The organism is Bradyrhizobium sp. NBAIM08 (assembly GCF_020193935.1).
In the GTDB taxonomy this organism is placed as follows: Bacteria; Pseudomonadota; Alphaproteobacteria; order Rhizobiales; family Xanthobacteraceae; genus Bradyrhizobium; species Bradyrhizobium yuanmingense.
The window spans coordinates 888843-906807 of the sequence record NZ_JADYVR010000002.1 but is presented as its reverse complement, the minus strand read 5'-3'; the positions used below and the strand labels follow the sequence as shown (position 1 = coordinate 906807).

The following is a 17965-nucleotide window of genomic DNA, read 5'->3' as shown; positions in this document are numbered from 1 at the left end:
TGTCCGACTACGGCGCGTATTTCCAGGCGCCGCCCGTCAGGCGTACCACGACCAGCGCGCGCTCATCGACGCCGGTCACCGAGCCGGGCTTGAAGTTGTAGATGGCGTGCACGCCGGGCAGCTCCTTGGTGCTGAGGATCGCGTCCCGCAGGGCGGCGCGAAATTCCGCCGTGCCGGGCTTCGCCGTCTTGAGCGCGCGCTCCGCTGCGTTGGCGAAGATCAGCCAGGCGTCGAAGGAGTAGGCCGAGAAGCCGTCGGTGGTCGGGATGTTATGGACCTTCTGGTAGACGCTGCGGAAATCCAGCGCGATCTTCTTGGCGAAATGTTCGTCGGGCAGCTGCTCGGCCACGATGACCGGGCCGGCGGAGACCTGGATGCCTTCGGCCGCCTTGCCGCCGACGTTCACGAAGTCCGGATTGACGAGCGCCACGGTGCCGTAGGTGTTTCCCTTGAAGCCGCGCTCCGCGAGGCTGAGGAGCGGCAGCGCGCCTTGCGTCCCCGAGCCGCCGTCCAGCACGGCGTCCGGCCGCGCCGCGAGCACTTTGAGGATCTGCGCGGTGACCGAAGTGTCGGTGCGCGCATAGCGCTCGTTGGTCTGGATCTTGACATCGCCGGCGGCCTCCGCCGCCTTGGCGCCGTTGTAGACGAGGTCCCCCCAGGCGTCGGAGAAGCCGATATAGCCGATGTTCTTCATGCCATCGCGCTTCATGCGATCGGCGATGATCTTGACGAGGAGGGACGCAGGCTGCGGCACCGACACCACCCACTGCTCGGGTGTTTCCGGCAGTTTGCCGATCGGCGAGACCGCGATCATCGGCACTTTCAATTCGCTCGCCACCGCCGCCATGGCGATGGTCGAGGGCGCGGTCGCGGTGCCTATCAGGAGGTCGACCTTCTCTTCTTCCACCAGCTTGCGCGCGTTGCGGGTCGCGGCCGACGGGTCGGAGCCGTCGTCGAGCTGGATCAGGCGGATGGTCTCGCCGTTGACGGTCTTCTTGTATTCATAGGCCGCGTTGGTGCCGCGCCCGTAGGGGATGCCGATCGACGAGCCGTTGCCGCTGAGCGAGGTGACGAAGCCGATGGTGATATCGGCCCGCGCGGCGGGGGCTGTGACGATGCCGGCGGCAAGTGCAAGTAAACTCAGAGTCTTGCGCATATGCGTTCTCCTCCGTTGATGCTGGATAGGAATGCTTCGATGCTGCCGCACGGCGTCCCCGAACGACGAACCGGCCGATTGAAAACATTGCTGCGGCGCCAAATACCGGGCGCGACCGAAAAGAGTGTGCTCGCCCGGCGCTCAGCAGCCATGATGTTGCGTGCCGCGCGAACGATAGGCCCACCGGCACATGCAAGCGGGCCTTTTCCGGAGCGATGAAAGGTCGTCGGTGCCGCCGCGATGCGCGACCGGCGATGCTGCTGCTAAGGCCGGCTGTTCGAGCACGGCGACTGTCCACACGATCGAGTCTCTCAAAATCGGTGCCCTGCAACATCATTGTCATGGCCACCGGTCTTTGACCGGCGAGGAATTACTTAAAGCCTAAAGTAACTCCGGTGGCGCCGTCAACACGTGTCACGGGGCTGTCAGAAAAAAATGTTGTTGCATACAATTTCGTCAGTGTGCGGCGCTCCTGCGCTCATCGACCCATAGAAAACGCCGTGCTCGCCTTGACCCCGACGGCACTGGTCGCCGTCGCCGCCGCGCGCATTTGACGCGTCAATTAGTTTATGGTTGAAATATATTCATCGGCAGCCGACGACCGATCCTCCGATCACCGCTTGAGGAGAAGGACGATGCGCATCTTCTGGCAGAGCTTTGTTGATGCGAGCGTGAATGCGCCCTACATGGCGCGGCTGTCGGAATACCTGAACGACATCGCTGCGCCAGGCACGACGGTCCACGTCCAGGGCATCAGTCCGCCGGACCGCGAGTTCGGACGGCTCGCGGAATTGCGCTGTGCGGTCCAGGCAATCGACAACGGCATCGCAGCGGAGGAGGGCGGGTTCGACGCCTTCGTCATGGGACATTTTCAGGATCCCGGACTCTACGAGCTGCGCTCGGCGCTCGACATTCCCGTGATCGGGACCGGCGAGGCGACGTTGCTGGCGGCCTCACAACTCGGGCGGCGGCTGGGTCTTGTGACGCTCGATCCCGTCTTCGAGGTCTTGCACTATGAGCAGGCCGAGCGTTACGGCCTCGGCGATCGCGTCGTCCATGTGACCGGCCTTGGCTGCAGGCCGGATGATTTCGCCGATGCGTTCGCCGGAAACGCTGCCGCCCAAGCCCGCATGATCAAGGACTTCGTCGCCTGCGCGCTCCCGCTGGTGGAACGCGGCGCGGATGTCGTGATTCCGGCCGGCGTGTTGCCAGGCCTCTTGATCGGGCGAGAGCATGGCCTGAAGGTCGGCCACGCCCCAGTGGTCAACTGCGCGGCCGTGGCGCTCAAGAGTGCCGAGATGTGGGTACAGCTCCGGAAGCTCAATGGCACCGAGCCCAGCCGCGGGCCGAGCTTCAGGCGGGCCAGCGCCCAGGCCCGCGATGACTTCCGCGCGCTACTTGCCCGTAACAGCCGCTAGTCCTCGAAAAACTGTCCCTGGAGAACAAATAATGATGACCCCCGAAAAGATTTTGTACGAAACCGAGGTGACGGCGACCGGAGGTCGGGATGGCAAGGCGGCCAGCGCTGACGGTCTGCTCTCGGTGTCCCTGTCCTTGCCGAAATCGATGGGTGGTCCCGGTGGCGAAGGCACCAATCCCGAGCAGCTCTTTGCGGCCGGCTATGCCGCTTGCTTTCTCGGCGCGGTCAAGCTCGTCGCGCGCACGCGGAAGGTGGTGCCCTCTGCCGAGCCGTCCGTGACTGCGAAGGTTGCGATGGGGCCGGTGCCCGTCGGATATGCGCTCGCTGTCGAGCTGAAGGTCAGCCTGCCCGGTGTCGAGAAGGCCGTGGCCGAAGAGGTCGTTGCCGGTGCGCATGAGCGTTGCCCCTATTCGAACGCAACCCGCGGCAATATTGACGTGAAACTGACGGTGGTCTGAGGCGGATGAACGAGGGCGGTCGGTGACCAACACCTTGCGCGCACCATATGACGGCGTGGTGATCGCGGCTCCCGTCACGATTCCCTATGTGCGCTACTCCATCGAGAGCGCGCAGTGGTGGATCGGGCGGGCGCTGAGCGCGCTCGTCGCGCAGGCCGGCATCAAGGCCTCCGACATCGACGGCCTGTGCGTCTCCAGTTTCACCATGGGCACGGACAGTGGCATCGGATTGACACAGCATTTCGGGCTCTGCGTCCGGTGGTTGGATACGATCCCGCTCGGCGGCGCCAGCGCTATTGCGGCGCTGCGCAAGGCGGCGCGCGCGGTTCAGGCGCGCGATGCCGACATCGTGGCGTGCGTCGCTGGCGACACCAATCACGTCGATTCGTTCAGGCTGACGCTGGAGAATTTCTCGCGGTTCAATCAGGACGCCGTCTATCCTTACGGCGCGGGCGGCGCCAATGCCAGCTTTGCGCTGATTGCGCGCAACTATATGCGAATGTTCGGCGTCGCGCGCGAGGACGTCGGCAAGATCGCTGTCGCCCAGCGCGCCAATGCCCTGCGCAACCCGCATGCGCTCATGAAGGCTCCGCTCACGCTCGCGCAATACCTGGCGGCCCGGCCGATTTCCGATCCGATCCACCTGTTTGATTGCGTGATGCCCTGTGCGGGCGCGGAAGCTTTCCTCGTGATGCGCGATGAGACGGCTTCATCCCTGAAGCTGCCCGCCGCGCGACTCCTTTCGACGATCGAGCGGCACAATGCCTTTGCCGACGATCCGATGCAGGTGCGCGGCGGCTGGGCGATGGATGTCGACGAGCTCTATGCGATGGCCGGCGTCAAGCCTGACGATCTCGACGTCGTGCAGACCTATGACGACTATCCCGTCATCACGATGATGCAGTTCGAGGACCTCGGATTCTGCAAGAAGGGCGAGGGCGCTGAGTTCGTGCGCCAACACGATCTCACCATCGATGGCGACTTCCCGCACAACACCTCGGGCGGACAGCTCTCGGTCGGGCAGGCCGGTGCCGCCGGCGCCTATCTCGGCCTCGTTGAAGGGTTGCGGCAGGTTCTGGGCAGTGCCGGTCCCACGCAGGTCAGGAATGCGAGCCTCGCTCTGGCCTCGGGGTTCGGTATGATCAACTATGATCGTGGTCTCGCCTCGGGTGCCGCGATCCTTGCTGGACCGTCGCGATGATAGAGCAGATCAAGCCGCCCCGGCGCAAGAACCCGCTGCTGCGGACGCGGCTACCGGCCTCGCCACCGCGACCGCGCAGCAGGATGTCGCACGGGTTCACGCGCGCGGCCGCCGAAGGCCGCTTTATGCTGCAGCGCTGCGAGGCTTGCGGCACCTTTGCTTATCCGGCGCGCGAAGCCTGCCCGTCTTGTCTTTCGGCCGGCCTCGCTTTCGTCGATGCGCCGCGGCAAGGTGTACTGCTTGCCGAGACAACGGCGCTGGTGCCGAGCGACGTCTATTTCCGCGAGCGGGCGCCGTGGCGGATCGGCCTCGTCAAGATGGATTGCGGTCCGACGATCGTCGCACATCTTCATGCCGACTGCGCAGAGGGCGCGGCCGTCAGCATGTCGCTGCAACTCGACAAGAGCGGCCAGGCGGTGGCCTTTGCCCGTCCCGAAGGGGAGACTCCCAACATGGCAGACGACAAGCAGTGGCGGGAAATGACGGCCGATCCGAAATTCCGTCGCGTGCTCGTCACCAATGGCCGCAGCGTCATCGGTCAGGAAGCCGTCACCGCTTTGAAGGCGGCGGGCGCCAAGACGGTGTTCGTCGGCATTGCCGAACCATGGCGGCCGTTCGCCGGCGAGGAGCGGCTGCGCGGTCAAGACGGGATCGAGATCGTGACTCTCGATGCTGCTGACGAAAAATCGGCTACCGATCTTGCGGCCGACATCGGCGGCAAGGTCGATATTCTCGTCAACACGGCGGAATATGTCCGGCCGGGCGGCCTGCTCGATCGCAGGGGCACGAGCATCGCACGGGACGAGATCGACCAGGCCTATCTCGGCTTCATCAATCTGGCTCAAGCCTTTGGCCCCGCCATGCGGATGCGCGGTGCCGACGGCATCAACAGCAGCGCGGCATGGGTCAATATTCTCTCGGTCTATGCACTGGCGAACTGGCCCGCCTTCGGCGCCTACTCGGCTTCGCAGGCCGCCTGCCTGTCGTTGTCGCATTGCTTGCGCGCGGAGCTGCGGCCGGGCGGCGTCCGGGTGATGAACCTGTTTACCGGCCCTGTCGACACCGAATGGTTCCAGACCGTGCCGCCGCCGAAGGTCGCGCCGCGCGCGATCGCGCAGGCGATCGTGTCGGGCCTCAAGAACGGGCTCGAAGAGATGTATGTCGGAGATGTCGCCGAAGAGATCCGGCAACGTCTCGCGGCCAATCCGAAAGCGCTCGAGCGCGAGCTCGACCGATAAGAAGCGGGATTTCAACCGAGCTGGAGGACGTGACGATGCAAAGCAAGAGTCTCCTGGAGCTGGCGAGTGCGATTTCTTCCGGCGCGGTGCGCGTCGTCGATCTGACCTTCACACTCAGTCCGGACTTTCCGGTCATCGTCCTCCCGCCGGAGTTCGGTCAGGCCGCGCCTGTCCGCATCCAGGAGATATCGCGATACGATGGTCGCGGGCCGGCCTGGTACTGGAACAACGTTACGTTTGGCGAACACACCGGCACGCATTTCGACGCGCCGATTCACTGGTTCACCGGCAAGAACCTGCCGAACAATGCCGTCGACACGATGCCCACCAAGGACATGATCGCGCCGGCCTGTGTCATCGATTGCTCGGCGCAGGCGGCGCAGGATCCCGATTTCCTGCTGACCGTCCCGATTGTCGAAGCTTGGGAAGCCAGGCACGGCCGGATCCCCGAGCGGAATTGGGTGCTGCTCAGGACCGACTGGTCGAAGAAGGGGTGGCGCGACTACTCCAATCTCAGGGACGACGGCGCGCATACGCCGGGCCCGAACCCGGCGGTGATGAAGTGGCTGGTGGAGGAGCGCGGTGTCATCGGTTTCGGCACCGAAACCATCGGCACGGATGCGGGGCAGGCCGGGCACTTCGAGCCGCCTTATCCGGCGCATCACTTCCTGCACGGCGCGGGCCGCTACGGCCTGCAATGCCTGTGTAACCTGGATCAGCTTGCGGCCACCGGCGCCGTCATCGTGGCCTCGCCACTAAAGATCCAGAACGGTTCCGGCAGCCCGCTTCGAGTCATCGCTCTGGTGTCGTCCACTTGAGCCCCAATCCATGGCGCTCGCCAATCAGACCAAGAAATTCTCCCGAAAGACAGGTGCCATGAACTTGATCAAGAGCCTGGTGGCTTCCACTGCATTGCTGCTTGCCGTTCCGCAATTCGCGCGAGCCGAGATCCTCGTTGGATTCGTTACCGGCCTCAGTGGGCCGGTGTCATCGATCGGTATTCCCAACGCGAAGGGGATCGCGGCAGGTCAGGCCTATATCGGCGAAATCGGCGGCGAAAAGCTGCGGGTCATCCAGCTCGACGACGGCTCCGATCCGACCGCGTCGGCACGCAATGCGCGCAAGCTGGTGGAGCAGGAGAAGGTCGATATCCTGATCGGTACGTCCGGCGCTCCCCAGACGCTCGCGATGGCGACCGCGGCCATCGAAATGAAGATTCCGATGATCGCGGTGTCGCCGATCGCACCGGTGGCGTCAGGCGACGGCGGTCCCTGGGTCGTGCAGACGCCGCAGCCCACGCCGCTTCTGGTGCAAGGAATCGTCGACCATATGAAGGCGAAGGGCCTGACGACCGTCGCCTTCATCGGTTTCTCCGATGCGTTCGGAGATCTCATGTACAATTCGCTCGAGCAGAGTGCGAAGGCCGCCGGCATCAAGGTCGTCGCCAACGAACGCTATGCCCGGTCGGACTCGTCGGTGACGGCTCAGGTGCTGCGCGCACTCGCCGCGCGTCCCGACGCCATCATGCTCGGCGGCACCGGCACGCCAGGCGCGCTGCCGGTCATCGCTCTGTCCGAGCGGGGATATAAGGGACCGCTCTACGGCAATCACGGGCTGATCAGCGCCGATTTCCTTCGTCTGGCCGGCAAAGCCGCCAATGGCATCATGTGCCCGACGGGACCTGTGACCGCGGCGGAGCAGCTTCCGGCCAGCAATCCGATCCAGAAGGTCGCCCTGGATTTCCGCGCGGCCTTCGAAAAGGCCAATGGCGAGGCGCCGACGGATTCATTCTCGTCCTATTCCTTCGACGGCTGGCTGATCTTCGCCGACGCCGCCAAGCGTGCGCTGGCAACCGGTGCCAAACCAGGCTCACCTGAGTTCCGTACCGCGATTCGCCAGGCACTGTTCACCACCAAGGAGGTCGTCGGGACGCAGGGCGTCTACACCTACACGCCGGCGGACCGGCATGGAGTCGACGATCGCTCGCGCATCATGGTTCAGATCGAGGACGGCAAGTACAAGCTGTTGCCTTGAGGTGCGAGCATGGTCGCAATGGAGAAAGATGCGCTAGCGAACATCACCGAGGTGGTCGGCGGTGAGGACGTGACGCCTGCCTGGGCGCGCGCGATGGCGTCGTTTCCGCCGTCTGAGCGCATCCTCTCGACGATGCTCACGCGCCAGGCGGAGCGTTACGGCGATCGCCTTCTGCTCGTTGCCGGAGAGGCGCGTTGGAGCTTTACGCAGGCTGCGACGATTGCGGCTGCGTCGGCCCAGACGCTGGTCGATACCGGGATCAAGCCGGGCGACCGGGTCGCGCTGATGTGCTCGAACCGTCCGGAGTTCTTGCAGGTCTATCTCGGCTGTGCGTGGCTGGGGGCGATTGCGGTCCCGATCAATACCGCCTTGCGCGGCTTCCAGCTGTCCCACATTTTCCGCAACTCGCGTCCCGCGCTGCTCGTCATCGAGGCTCAGTTCGTCAGCGCGGTCGAGAGTGTCGAGGCGGATGTCGAGCTGCCGCCTCGGACCTGGATCATCGGAGCTGCCGCCGACGCAATCGGTGCCAGGCTTTCCGCGGTCCCGCTGCCGCCTCTTGGCGCCGCAGCCCCGGCCGGCGCCGTGCGTCCCGGTGACACCGTTGCGATCCTCTATACGTCGGGCACCACGGGGCCTGCGAAGGGTGTGTGCTGTCCGCAGGCGCAGCTGTTCTGGTGGGGCGTCTATTCGGCGCGCGCGCTCGGAATCCGCGAGGGAGATGTGCTGTTCACGACGCTGCCGCTGTTCCACACCAACGCGCTGAATGCGTTCTATCAGGCGCTGCTGAACGGATGCACGTACGTGCTCGAGCCGAAGTTCTCGGCTTCCGGCTTTTGGGCTGCCGCGCGACAGCACAATGCGACGGTCGGCTATCTGCTCGGTGCGATGGCCTCGATGCTGCTGGCACAGCCGAAGAGCGCAGACGAGTCAATGCATCGCCTTCGTGTCGCTCTTGGCGGCGGCGTGCCGCCGCAAATCCACAGCCCGTTCCGCGAGCGCTTCGGCGTACCGCTGGTCGACGGCTACGGGTCGACGGAGACGAATTTCGTGTTCGCCGGCACGATTCCGTCGGATCGGGCGGGGACGATGGGGTACCTGGCCGATGGCATTGAGGCGCGGATCGTCGACGAGAATGATTCCGCGCTGCCTGATGGAGAGGCCGGCGAGCTCGTGCTTCGCGCGAGAGAACCCTTTGCGTTCGCGTCCGGCTATTTCGGCATGCCGGAGAAGACCGTGGAGGCCTGGCGAAATCTGTGGTTCCACTCAGGCGATCGGGTCGTTCGCGATTCCGACGGGCATTATCGCTTCATCGATCGCATGAAGGATTCCATCCGCAGGCGCGGCGAGAACGTGTCCTCATGGGAGGTCGAGCAGGCGATCCAGTCGCACCCCGCGGTCGCTGCCTGCGCGATCTACCCGCTGCCGTCGGAGTTGGGTGAGGACGAAGTTGCCGCTGCAATTCTGCTGGAGCCGGGCCACTTGCTACAGCCCGTCGACGTCGTCAGGCATTGCGAAGGGCGGATCGCCTATTTCGCCATTCCGCGCTATGTGCGAATCCTCAGCCAGATGCCGCTGACGGAGAACGGCAAGATCAAGAAGGGCGTGCTGCGCGATGCCGGCGTCACGACGGATACGTGGGATCGCGAAGCGGCCGGAGTGAAGATACGACGCTGACGTCGTATTCGCTCAAGGTTTTTGCAAGGCGTCCCTGACGGCGGCCTTGAGTTCGTCGAGCTCGCCGATCAATCCATCGAACCGATCTGCCGGGAAATCCGCCAGCAGCTCGGCAAGCCATGCGCCGTGGCTCTTGGCCATTCGCCTGAAGATCTTGCGGCCTTCGACCGTCATACAGACGATCTGCACCCGCCGGTCGAGGTTCGACGCCGTGCGGGTGATGTATCCATCTGCGACCAGGCGGTCGACGATTGGCGTGAGGTTCCCGGCGGAGACCATCAGGCGCTTGGGCAGCTCTCCCAGCACAAGTCCGCTTGGTTCGCGGTCGAGCTGGGCGAGAACGTCGAAGCGGGGCATCGTGAAGTCGAACTCTTCGCGAAACCGGCGCCGCAACTCGCTTTCGATGAGGGACGTGCAGGCGAGCAGTCGGAGCCAAAGGCGTGTTTGAGCCCTGTACTCAGCCTCCTGATCCGTCTCGTTCCTGGCCGAAACAGGGGTGGACTCCTTCGCGAGTGCCAATCGAATCTCCCGGGCTTCGTGGCTTACGAAAGCTGGCGCAGCTCTCGTGGACATTGGCAAGATAGTTCGTGCCAAAAGTAAATTCAAGGCTAGGTCCGAGGGATCCGGAATCGGCGCCGCCGTGCATCCGATTTACACTAAAATTCAGATCGACGCTGCGGCGAGGGGCGTGCCCTCCAGGGCCTTTGCAGAACCGCCTTGACAAGGCACGCGTCGAGGAAATATTTTATACTTAAAATAATTGGGTGAGAGCTCGGCGCAACGCGCGAAAGCGAGGGATCATGCGCATAGTCTGTATCGGCGGCGGGCCGGCCGGCCTCTATCTGGGCCTCCTGATGAAGCGTCGACATCCGGAACATGTCGTCACGGTCGTCGAGCGCAACAAGCCCTACGATACGTTTGGCTGGGGGGTGGTATTCTCCGATGCCATGATGTCTGCGATGCGTCTTGCCGACCCCGAAAGCGCGGCCGAGATCGAGGACGCCTTCAATCATTGGGACGACATCGAGCTGATCTTCAAGGGGACGCGCCAGCGCACGACCGGCCACGGCTTCATCGGCATTGGTCGCAAGCATCTGCTCAACATTCTCCAGAGGCGCTGCGAGGCTCTGGGTGTCGAGCTCGCCTTCGAGCGTGAGGTGGAGTCCGATCTTGAATTCCCCGACGCCGACCTGATCGTGGCCACCGACGGTGTGAATTCCAGGATTCGCGCCCGCTATGCCGAACAGTTCCAGCCGGACATGGTGATCCGGCCGAACCGCTACATCTGGCTCGGTACCAAGAAGGCGTTCGACGCCTTCACGTTCGATTTCCAGAGGACCGAGCACGGCTGGTTCCAGGCACACATTTACAAGTTCGACGCGGAGACCTCGACCTTCATCGTCGAGACCACGGAAGAGACCTACAATGCTCACGGGCTGGGCGAGCTCGATCAGCAAGGGTCGATCGACTTCTGCGAGAAGATCTTCGCCGAGACGCTCGACGGTGCGAAGCTCTTGACCAACGCCCGCCATCTGCGCGGCTCGGCCTGGCTCAATTTCAGCCGCCTGATCTGCGGCAAATGGAGCGTGTTCAACGGCCGCTCCCATGTCGTGCTGATGGGGGACGCCGCGCACACCGCGCATTTCGCCATCGGGTCGGGCACCAAGCTCGCGCTCGACGACGCCATCGAGCTCGCCAACCAGTTCGATCGCCATGGTCACGGGCGCGACCGCATCCAGACCGTGCTGGAGGCCTACGAGGAAGTACGCCGCGTCGACGTGGCGCGCATCCAGAACGCCGCGCGCAATGCGATGGAATGGTTCGAGGTGGTCGGCCGGCGCTATGCTGATACGCTCGAACCGCCGCAATTCTTCTATTCGATGCTGACGCGTTCCCAGCGCATCAGCCATGAAAACCTGCGCCTGCGCGACCGTGCCTGGTTGGAAGGATTCGAGCGATGGTTTGCCGCGCGCTCGGGCATCGCCGTCGAGGACGGCGAACGGGTACCGCCGCCGATGCTGACGCCGCACCGCGTGCGCGGCCTCACGCTGGCGAACCGCATCATGGTCTCGCCGATGGCGATGTATTCGGCGAAGGACGGGCTGATCAACGACTTCCACATCGCCCACCTCGGAGCGCGCGCCATGGGCGGCGCCGCGTTGATCTTTGCCGAGATGACCTGCGTCTCACCGGATGCCAGGATTACGCCGGGCTGTCTCGGGCTCTGGAATGATGAGCAAGCGGCACAATGGCGCCGGCTGGTCGATCTGGTCCATAGCCTCGGACATGCCAAGGTCGGCATCCAGCTCGGCCATGCCGGGCGGAAGGGATCGACCCGGCTCGCCTGGGAGGGGATTGACCAACCGCTGGCTTCAGGCAATTGGCCGCTGATCTCGGCTTCCGCGCTGCCCTATCTGCCGCACAGCCAGTTGCCGCGGGAGATGAACCGCAGCGACATGGACCGCGTCCGCGACGATTTCGTCGCCGCAACGCGCCGTGCTGCCGACGCCGGTGTCGATTGGCTCGAGCTTCATTGCGCCCATGGCTATTTGCTGTCGAGCTTCCTCTCGCCGCTGACCAACCGGCGGACTGACGAATATGGCGGCAACCACGAAAATCGTGCGCGCTTTCCGCTGGAGGTCTTCAGGGCGATGCGCGCGGCGTGGCCATCCGATCGGCCGATGTCGGTGCGGCTGTCCTGCCATGACTGGACCGAAGGCGGCAACACGCCGGCCGACGCCGCGATCTTCGCTGGGATGTTCAAGGAGGCGGGAGCAGACGTGATCGATTGCTCCTCGGGACAGGTCTGGAAGGAGGAACGGCCGATCTACGGCCGCCTGTTCCAGACGCCATTCGCCGATCTGATCCGCAACGAAGTCGGCATCGAGACGATAGCAGTCGGTGCGATCTCCGAGGCCGATCACGCCAACTCGATTCTCGCGGCTGGCCGCGCGGATCTCTGCGCGATTGCGCGGCCGCATCTCGCCGACCCGGCCTGGACGCTGCACGAAGCCGCGCGCATCGGCATCACAGCGGTCAACTGGCCGAAGCAGTATCTGTCCGCCAAGGGACAATACGAAGCCAATCTGGCGCGTGCCGCTGCCGTGGCCGCGCAGTGAGCGAAGGAGGGATCGGATGAACTCCGTGGTAAAGATGATCCGGCGCGAATGGCTGGACTGGCCGTTCTTCGAGCCCCGCCATCTTGCGATCGGCGAGGCGCTCGATCGCTTCGTGCAGTCGGGAGCCCTCGACAAGATCGATCACAATGATGTGGATGGTGCCTGTCGCAAGCTTGTGCGCGCGATGGGCGCGGCGGGGTTGCTCGATTGCGCGGTCGCGGCGCCCGATGGCGATGCGACGTCGATCGATTCCCGCTCGATCTGCCTGTCGCGCGAGTCGCTGGCCTATGCCGATGGCCTCGCCGATTTTGCTTTCGCCATGCAGGGGCTTGGCTCCGGAGCGATTGCACTGGGTGGCTCGGCGGAGTTGCGCAAGGCCGTGCTGCCGAAGGTGCGTTCCGGCGAATGGCTCGCGGCCTTCGCGCTCTCCGAGAAGGGGGCGGGGTCGGACGTCGCAGCGATGTCCTGCACGGCGCGGGTCGACGGCGACAACTACGTCATCGACGGCGAGAAGACCTGGATCTCGAACGGCGGCATTGCCGACGTCTATACGCTGTTTGCGCGAACGGGCGAGGCGCCGGGCGCCCGCGGCATTTCGGCCCTCGTCGTCTTTCCGGATGATCCCGGTTTTAGCATTGCCGAGCGCATCGACGTCATCGCGCCGCACCCGCTGGCCACGTTGCGCTTTACTAATTGCCGGATTCCCGCGAGCCGTAGGCTCGGCGCGCCCGGGGGCGGGTTCAAGCTCGCGATGCAGACGTTGGATATTTTCCGCGCATCGGTCGCCGCCGCAGCCCTCGGCTTTGCCCGTCGCGCGCTCGACGAGGCATTGTCGCATGCCCGCAGCCGAAACATGTTCGGTGCGACGCTGGGGGATCTTCAACTGACCCAGGCCGCGCTCGGCGACATGGCGACCGACACCGATGCCGCGGCGTTGCTGACCTACCGCGCGGCCTGGCGCCGCGATGTGCAGAAGCTTCCGACGACGCGCGAAGCTGCCATGGCGAAGCTGACCGCCACCGAGACCGCGCAGCGCGTCATCGACCGTGCCGTCCAGATGTTCGGCGGCCGCGGCGTGCGCAAGGGAGAGGTCGTCGAAAGTCTCTACCGCGAAATCCGCGCGCTGCGCATCTACGAGGGCGCGACCGAGGTCCAGAAATTGATTGTCGCACGCGAGCTGTTGAAGCCGCGCTGAGAGGATTGAGAGCGACGCATGAGCACGATCAGCAAGCCGGAAGTTCCCGCGACGCGTGGTCTGCAACTGCTTCAGCCCAGCGGCTGGCCGCAGCCGAAGGGGCATGCGAACGGCGTCATGGCTGAAGGACGACTCATCGTGACGGGTGGTGTGGTCGGTTGGGACGCAGCCGGGCGATTTGCCGACGGACTCGTTGCGCAGGTCCGCCAGACGTTCGAAAACATCGTCGCGATCCTGGCAGAGGGCGGCGCGCGGCCGGACCATCTCGTGCGCCTGACCTGGTACGTCGTGGATATGGACGAATATGTGTCGAACCTGAAGGCGCTCGGCAAAGTCTATCGCGAGGTCATTGGCACCCATTACCCCAGCATGGCGCTGGTGCAGATCGTGCGTCTCGTCGAGCCATCCTCGCGTGTCGAGATCGAGGCGACGGCCGTCGTGCCGCGCTGACGAAGGCGTCGGCCGCAGGCTCGCACGATGGAAAGCTCTCTACGGCGCCCATGATGGATTGGAGCGAGAGCTCAATATTTTCAATCGGCTAAGGGGCGGCGTGTGCACGATGTGTGCACCGGGAGATGCACAAAAATCTATCGACTGCAAATTTGAGCAGACGGTCTGAGGCGTGATACTGAGCTCGGCTTCCGCGCGATCGAATTGACGAGAGCAGTGCAGCGACTACAACAGGCGTTTCGCCGCCGGTCATGAGTGAGAAAGAAGCCCAATGTTCCTGACCGAGAACGATCTGAATGAATTGGTGGCATGGCGACGCCATCTTCACGCCGTGCCGGAACTGTCGGGGCAAGAGGCAAAAACCGCGGAAGCCGTGCGGGCCCGTCTTCAGGCGGCGGGTGCCGACAGGATCGTTTCGGGCCTCGGTGGTCACGGCGTGCTTGGAATCTATGATGGACGTGAGTCTGGCCCGACGATCATGCTTCGGGCCGAGCTGGATGCACTGCCGATTCAGGAAAAATCACAACTCAAGCATCGATCGCTGATAGCAGGAAAGGCCCATCTCTGCGGTCATGATGGTCATATGGCAATTCTGGCGGCCGTAGCGCAAAATCTGAGCCAGCAACGTCCAAGCCGAGGTCGCGTAGCGCTCCTGTTTCAGCCGGCCGAGGAGGACGGGTCCGGTGCGGCCGCCGTTCTGGCTGACGCGAAGTTTGAGCAGGTGCGGCCCGACTTTGTCTTCGCGCTGCATAACCTTCCCGGCCTCGGTCTTGGACAGGTCTCTCTTGCCGAAGGTTTGGTGAATTGCGCCTCGCAAGGAATGCAGATCAGATTATCAGGACGAACGACGCACGCGTCGAATCCGGCGCTCGGTATCTCCCCGAAAGACGCGCTCGCCAGGCTTCTGCTGGAGATACCCGCGCTCGGGCGCGGGACGGAGCTAGACGACGACTTCTCAATGCTGACGGTCACCCACGCAAGACTTGGGGAGCCTGCGTTCGGTATCGCGCCGGGCTTCGGCGAATTGTGGGCGACACTGAGAACATGCACCGACATGATGATGGAACGGCTCCGCCTGGAGGCGGAAGACTTGGTTCGGCGCGTGACGGCCGGCGAGGGGCTGAGCACGGAAATCGCTTATCGCGACGTCTTCAATCATTGCGCAAACGACGTCGATGCTGTTGCCCAGCTTAGAAGCGCGCTGGACGCAGAGGGGGTGCGACATTCGGCGGAGGGCCTTCCACTGCGTGGCTCCGAGGACTTCGGACGTTTTGGCTCCCGTTCGAAGTCGGCGATGTTTTTCCTGGGAGCCGGCAAAGAGCATCCCGGGCTGCATGAGTCGAACTACGACTTTCCGGATCAGTTGATAGAAGTTGGTGCAAGAATATTCATACGCACCATACGCAACCTGCTTGGCTAAATAGAGAATTCCGGACTGAGTGACAGCGTATCGCCTGCATGTCACATGTTGGATCGGCACTTAGAACGATTTGAAACTAGAAGCTTTCGAAAATTTGCAGTGAAGTTCGAAGCAGGAAATCGCTTCTCCGATCACGACGGTTTCGTCGTGCAACCTTAGATAATTTCTAGGTCCCAATTCCTTCTCGCAGCACCGTCGTATGTTAGGAAGCGACGGGGACGTGCTTGCAAGTGGAATTGGGGCGCAGGAATGATGCGTGAACTCTCGGCCAGGAAAATCGTGCGTACACTATCGTTGGGCGCGGTGAGTTATCTCGCACTGTCGATGGAATCTTCGGGTGACCTTCAGCATGCGGTTGCGCAATCCAATCTGCCGCCCGTGACCGTGGATGCCCCCAAGCCAAGAGTTCGTCAGCCGGTCCAGAGATCACAGTCGACGCGCGCCTCGCGCGGACAGCGATCAGTCGCCGCGGCGCCTCCGCGCCAGGCTGCACCCGTTCCCTATGTGGTGCCCTCGACCGGAACGGTCGGCACGGTGCCGCCCGCCTACGCAGGCGGCCAGGTTGCAACCGGCGGGAGTCTCGGTCTGCTCGGCAATCGCGGCGTGATGAACACGCCGTTCAACCAGACGAGCTATACGGCGGAGCTGATCAAGAATCAGCAGGCGCGCACCGTCGGCGATGTGCTGTTCAACGATCCCTCGGTCCGGGTGAAGACGCCTGCCGGCAATGGCATCGATGGTGTCTACATCAGGGGCTTCTACCACGACAGTGGCGACTACGCCATGAATGGCCTCTATGGAATGGCGCCGTTCTATTCCACGTCAGCGAATTTCCTTGAGCGCGTCGAGGTTCTGAAGGGACCGGGCGTGCTTCTCGGCGGCATGCCGCCTGCAGGTGCCAATGGTGGTAGCATTAACTTGGTGACTAAGCGCGCACCTGACTTCGACATCACGCAACTCACTGCACTTTACATATCAAGGTCTCAGTTCGGACTGCAAACCGATGTGAGCCGTCGATACGGCGAACATAAAGAATGGGGCGTCCGGTTCAATGGTGAGGCGCGGGGCGGCTCGACTGCGTATGATCGGCAGACCGATCAGTTCGGCAACGCCGTGCTCAATCTGGACTACCGGGGTGAACGCGTGCGCTTTTCAACGGATATCGGTTATCAGGCTGATGATCTGAAGCCGCCGCTGCGGTTCCTGACGTTTACCACCAGTCCTCCGTTCGCGACCACCATCCCAGTTCCCGCCCTTCCGAAGCCCGGCGCCAATTACATGCCGGAATGGGCGACATGGAAACCGAAAGACGCGTTTGCCATGACGCGCGGTGAAGTCGATTTAACGGAGTCGGTGACGGCGTACGGTGCGGCTGGATATCACAAGAGCGAGATCGACTACGTCTATCCATCGCCGCGCATCACGAACGCGAACGGCAACTGGACGGCCGTTCCATTCAGCGGGCGCGATGTTTATGACAATTATACAGGTGAGGTCGGGCTGCGAGCCTCGGTGGATACCGGCCCCATCAATCATCTCTTGACTGTGAACTACTCGGCTTTCGAGCGAGATTACAGTTCGTTCGGCAGGGCAGGCGCTGCGATCAATTCAAACTTGTACAATCCGGTTCCGATCCCTTATCCCAACTTCGCTACCGTCGCCCAGAACCTGGAGACGCGAACCAAGCTTACCAGTGTCGGTATCGCTGATACGATGTCGATGTTCAACAACAGGCTTCAGTTTGTTGTCGGGGCGAGGCGGCAGACAGCGGGCGTAGACAGCGTGAACCTGCTGACCTCTGCCAAATCGAGTGTCGACGTTCCGACCTGGAGTCCCGGCTATGCGGTCATCGTCAAGCCGGTGGAGAACATCTCCCTTTACGCAAACTACATCGAAGGCCTTAAGGCGCCCGAAGTCGTTGTCGGCGCCACGTCATATTCGAACGTTGGCGAGATCATTCCTCCTGCTCAGACCAAGCAGAAGGAAGTCGGCATGAAGGTCGATATGGGCCGGATCGGCTTTACTGCCAGCGCATTTGACATCAGCAGTCCGAACATTATTTCGGTCGCAGTGCCGGGGCAAACCCTACCTGCGAGGCGACTTTCCGGCGAGCAGCGCAATCGGGGCTTCGAACTGTTCACCTTCGGGGAGGTGACCCCGACGTTCCGGGTGCTGGGTGGTGTGACCTTCATTGACGGCGAGGTCGTCAGGCAGGCGGTCTCCGTCGGATCGATCATCGTCAACTACAATGGCAAGGTTCCCGTCGGCGTGTCGGCGGTTAACTTGAACCTCGGCGCCGAGTGGGACACCCCGTTCCTGCCGGGACTGACTATGACCGGCCGGGTCATCTACACTAGCGAGAGCTACGCCAACGATGCGAATACGCAGGAGCTTCCAGCGTGGACGCGAGTTGACCTTGGCGCGCGCTACACATTCCTATCGCCTTGGAACGGCAAGCCGATTGTTGTTCGCGCCAGCGTGGAGAACGTGTTCAACGAGGCGTACTGGAATTCCTATCGCACGGTGAGTAGCGCGGTATCACTCGGCGCGCCGCGCACCTACCTCCTGTCGACGACGTTCAATTTCTGAACGCTGGTCCT

The 17965-nt window shown here is 63.2% G+C and carries 14 protein-coding genes; 12 read left to right on the top strand and 2 right to left on the bottom strand.

Annotation, left to right across the window (positions count from 1 at the left end; genetic code table 11):
* Nucleotides 1-7: 7 nt before the first annotated feature.
* On the bottom strand, nt 8-1156 hold the full coding sequence (locus I6F37_RS10405; protein WP_225151105.1) for an ABC transporter substrate-binding protein: 1149 nt from the start codon (nt 1154-1156) through the stop codon (nt 8-10).
* A 635-nt stretch (nt 1157-1791) separates the two neighbouring features.
* Between I6F37_RS10405 and I6F37_RS10400 the strand changes: the two genes are divergently transcribed.
* Genes I6F37_RS10400 through I6F37_RS10370 form a run of 7 tightly spaced genes read left to right on the top strand, consistent with a single transcriptional unit; the run spans nt 1792 to nt 9181 of the window.
* Nucleotides 1792-2574 carry an aspartate/glutamate racemase family protein gene (locus I6F37_RS10400; RefSeq protein ID WP_057029858.1) on the top strand — a complete coding sequence of 261 codons (783 nt, stop codon included), beginning with the start codon at nt 1792-1794 and terminating at the stop codon, nt 2572-2574.
* A gap of 31 nt (nt 2575-2605) precedes the next feature.
* Complete coding sequence (locus I6F37_RS10395) at nt 2606-3034, top strand: organic hydroperoxide resistance protein (RefSeq protein WP_345944074.1); 429 nt, start codon at nt 2606-2608, stop codon at nt 3032-3034.
* A gap of 22 nt (nt 3035-3056) precedes the next feature.
* The gene (locus I6F37_RS10390; RefSeq protein ID WP_225151103.1) at nt 3057-4235 is read left to right on the top strand and encodes a thiolase family protein; all 1179 of its coding nucleotides are present in this window, start codon (nt 3057-3059) and stop codon (nt 4233-4235) included.
* Complete coding sequence (locus I6F37_RS10385; RefSeq protein ID WP_225151101.1) at nt 4232-5473, top strand: SDR family NAD(P)-dependent oxidoreductase; 1242 nt, start codon at nt 4232-4234, stop codon at nt 5471-5473. Before I6F37_RS10390 ends, I6F37_RS10385 begins: the two co-directional genes overlap by 4 nt.
* 35 nt (nt 5474-5508) lie before the next feature.
* On the top strand, nt 5509-6291 hold the full coding sequence (locus I6F37_RS10380) for a cyclase family protein (RefSeq protein ID WP_225151099.1): 783 nt from the start codon (nt 5509-5511) through the stop codon (nt 6289-6291).
* Nucleotides 6292-6349: 58 nt separating this feature from the next.
* A complete protein-coding gene (locus I6F37_RS10375; protein WP_225132800.1) occupies nt 6350-7507 on the top strand; it encodes an ABC transporter substrate-binding protein in 1158 nt (385 codons plus the stop codon).
* Nucleotides 7508-7516: 9 nt separating this feature from the next.
* Entirely contained in the window at nt 7517-9181 is a 1665-nt protein-coding gene (locus I6F37_RS10370; RefSeq protein ID WP_225151097.1) for an ATP-dependent acyl-CoA ligase, read from the top strand.
* Between the two features lie 12 nt (nt 9182-9193).
* Here the strand turns inward: I6F37_RS10370 and I6F37_RS10365 are convergent, their stop codons facing one another.
* Nucleotides 9194-9700: a MarR family winged helix-turn-helix transcriptional regulator gene (locus tag I6F37_RS10365; protein WP_036034548.1), complete on the bottom strand. Its 507-nt coding sequence runs from the start codon at nt 9698-9700 to the stop codon at nt 9194-9196.
* A gap of 281 nt (nt 9701-9981) precedes the next feature.
* Here I6F37_RS10365 and I6F37_RS10360 point away from each other — a divergent pair, with 281 nt between their 5' ends.
* The 5 genes from I6F37_RS10360 to I6F37_RS10340 all read left to right on the top strand — a co-directional run bounded on the left by I6F37_RS10360 (nt 9982) and on the right by I6F37_RS10340 (nt 17954).
* Nucleotides 9982-12300, top strand: a complete 2319-nt coding sequence (locus I6F37_RS10360; protein ID WP_225151095.1) for a bifunctional salicylyl-CoA 5-hydroxylase/oxidoreductase — start codon at nt 9982-9984, stop codon at nt 12298-12300.
* Between the two features lie 16 nt (nt 12301-12316).
* The gene (locus I6F37_RS10355; protein ID WP_225151093.1) at nt 12317-13495 is read left to right on the top strand and encodes an acyl-CoA dehydrogenase family protein; all 1179 of its coding nucleotides are present in this window, start codon (nt 12317-12319) and stop codon (nt 13493-13495) included.
* A gap of 18 nt (nt 13496-13513) precedes the next feature.
* Nucleotides 13514-13945, top strand: coding sequence for a RidA family protein (locus I6F37_RS10350; protein WP_036013441.1), 432 nt, complete (start codon nt 13514-13516; stop codon nt 13943-13945).
* Nucleotides 13946-14216: 271 nt separating this feature from the next.
* Nucleotides 14217-15365 carry an amidohydrolase gene (locus I6F37_RS10345; RefSeq protein WP_036013444.1) on the top strand — a complete coding sequence of 383 codons (1149 nt, stop codon included), beginning with the start codon at nt 14217-14219 and terminating at the stop codon, nt 15363-15365.
* A gap of 249 nt (nt 15366-15614) precedes the next feature.
* On the top strand, nt 15615-17954 hold the full coding sequence (locus tag I6F37_RS10340) for a TonB-dependent siderophore receptor (RefSeq protein WP_036013447.1): 2340 nt from the start codon (nt 15615-15617) through the stop codon (nt 17952-17954).
* The last annotated feature ends 11 nt before the right edge of the window (nt 17955-17965 follow it).

Coding starts and splice junctions, on each gene's coding strand:
- I6F37_RS10405 (WP_225151105.1), bottom strand. CDS start 1,156: ATGCGCAAGACTCTGAGTTTACTTGCACTTGCCGCCGGCATCGTCACA.
- I6F37_RS10400 (WP_057029858.1), top strand. CDS start 1,792: ATGCGCATCTTCTGGCAGAGCTTTGTTGATGCGAGCGTGAATGCGCCC.
- I6F37_RS10395 (WP_345944074.1), top strand. CDS start 2,606: ATGATGACCCCCGAAAAGATTTTGTACGAAACCGAGGTGACGGCGACC.
- I6F37_RS10385 (WP_225151101.1), top strand. CDS start 4,232: ATGATAGAGCAGATCAAGCCGCCCCGGCGCAAGAACCCGCTGCTGCGG.
- I6F37_RS10380 (WP_225151099.1), top strand. CDS start 5,509: ATGCAAAGCAAGAGTCTCCTGGAGCTGGCGAGTGCGATTTCTTCCGGC.
- I6F37_RS10375 (WP_225132800.1), top strand. CDS start 6,350: ATGAACTTGATCAAGAGCCTGGTGGCTTCCACTGCATTGCTGCTTGCC.
- I6F37_RS10370 (WP_225151097.1), top strand. CDS start 7,517: ATGGTCGCAATGGAGAAAGATGCGCTAGCGAACATCACCGAGGTGGTC.
- I6F37_RS10360 (WP_225151095.1), top strand. CDS start 9,982: ATGCGCATAGTCTGTATCGGCGGCGGGCCGGCCGGCCTCTATCTGGGC.
- I6F37_RS10355 (WP_225151093.1), top strand. CDS start 12,317: ATGAACTCCGTGGTAAAGATGATCCGGCGCGAATGGCTGGACTGGCCG.
- I6F37_RS10350 (WP_036013441.1), top strand. CDS start 13,514: ATGAGCACGATCAGCAAGCCGGAAGTTCCCGCGACGCGTGGTCTGCAA.
- I6F37_RS10345 (WP_036013444.1), top strand. CDS start 14,217: ATGTTCCTGACCGAGAACGATCTGAATGAATTGGTGGCATGGCGACGC.
- I6F37_RS10340 (WP_036013447.1), top strand. CDS start 15,615: ATGATGCGTGAACTCTCGGCCAGGAAAATCGTGCGTACACTATCGTTG.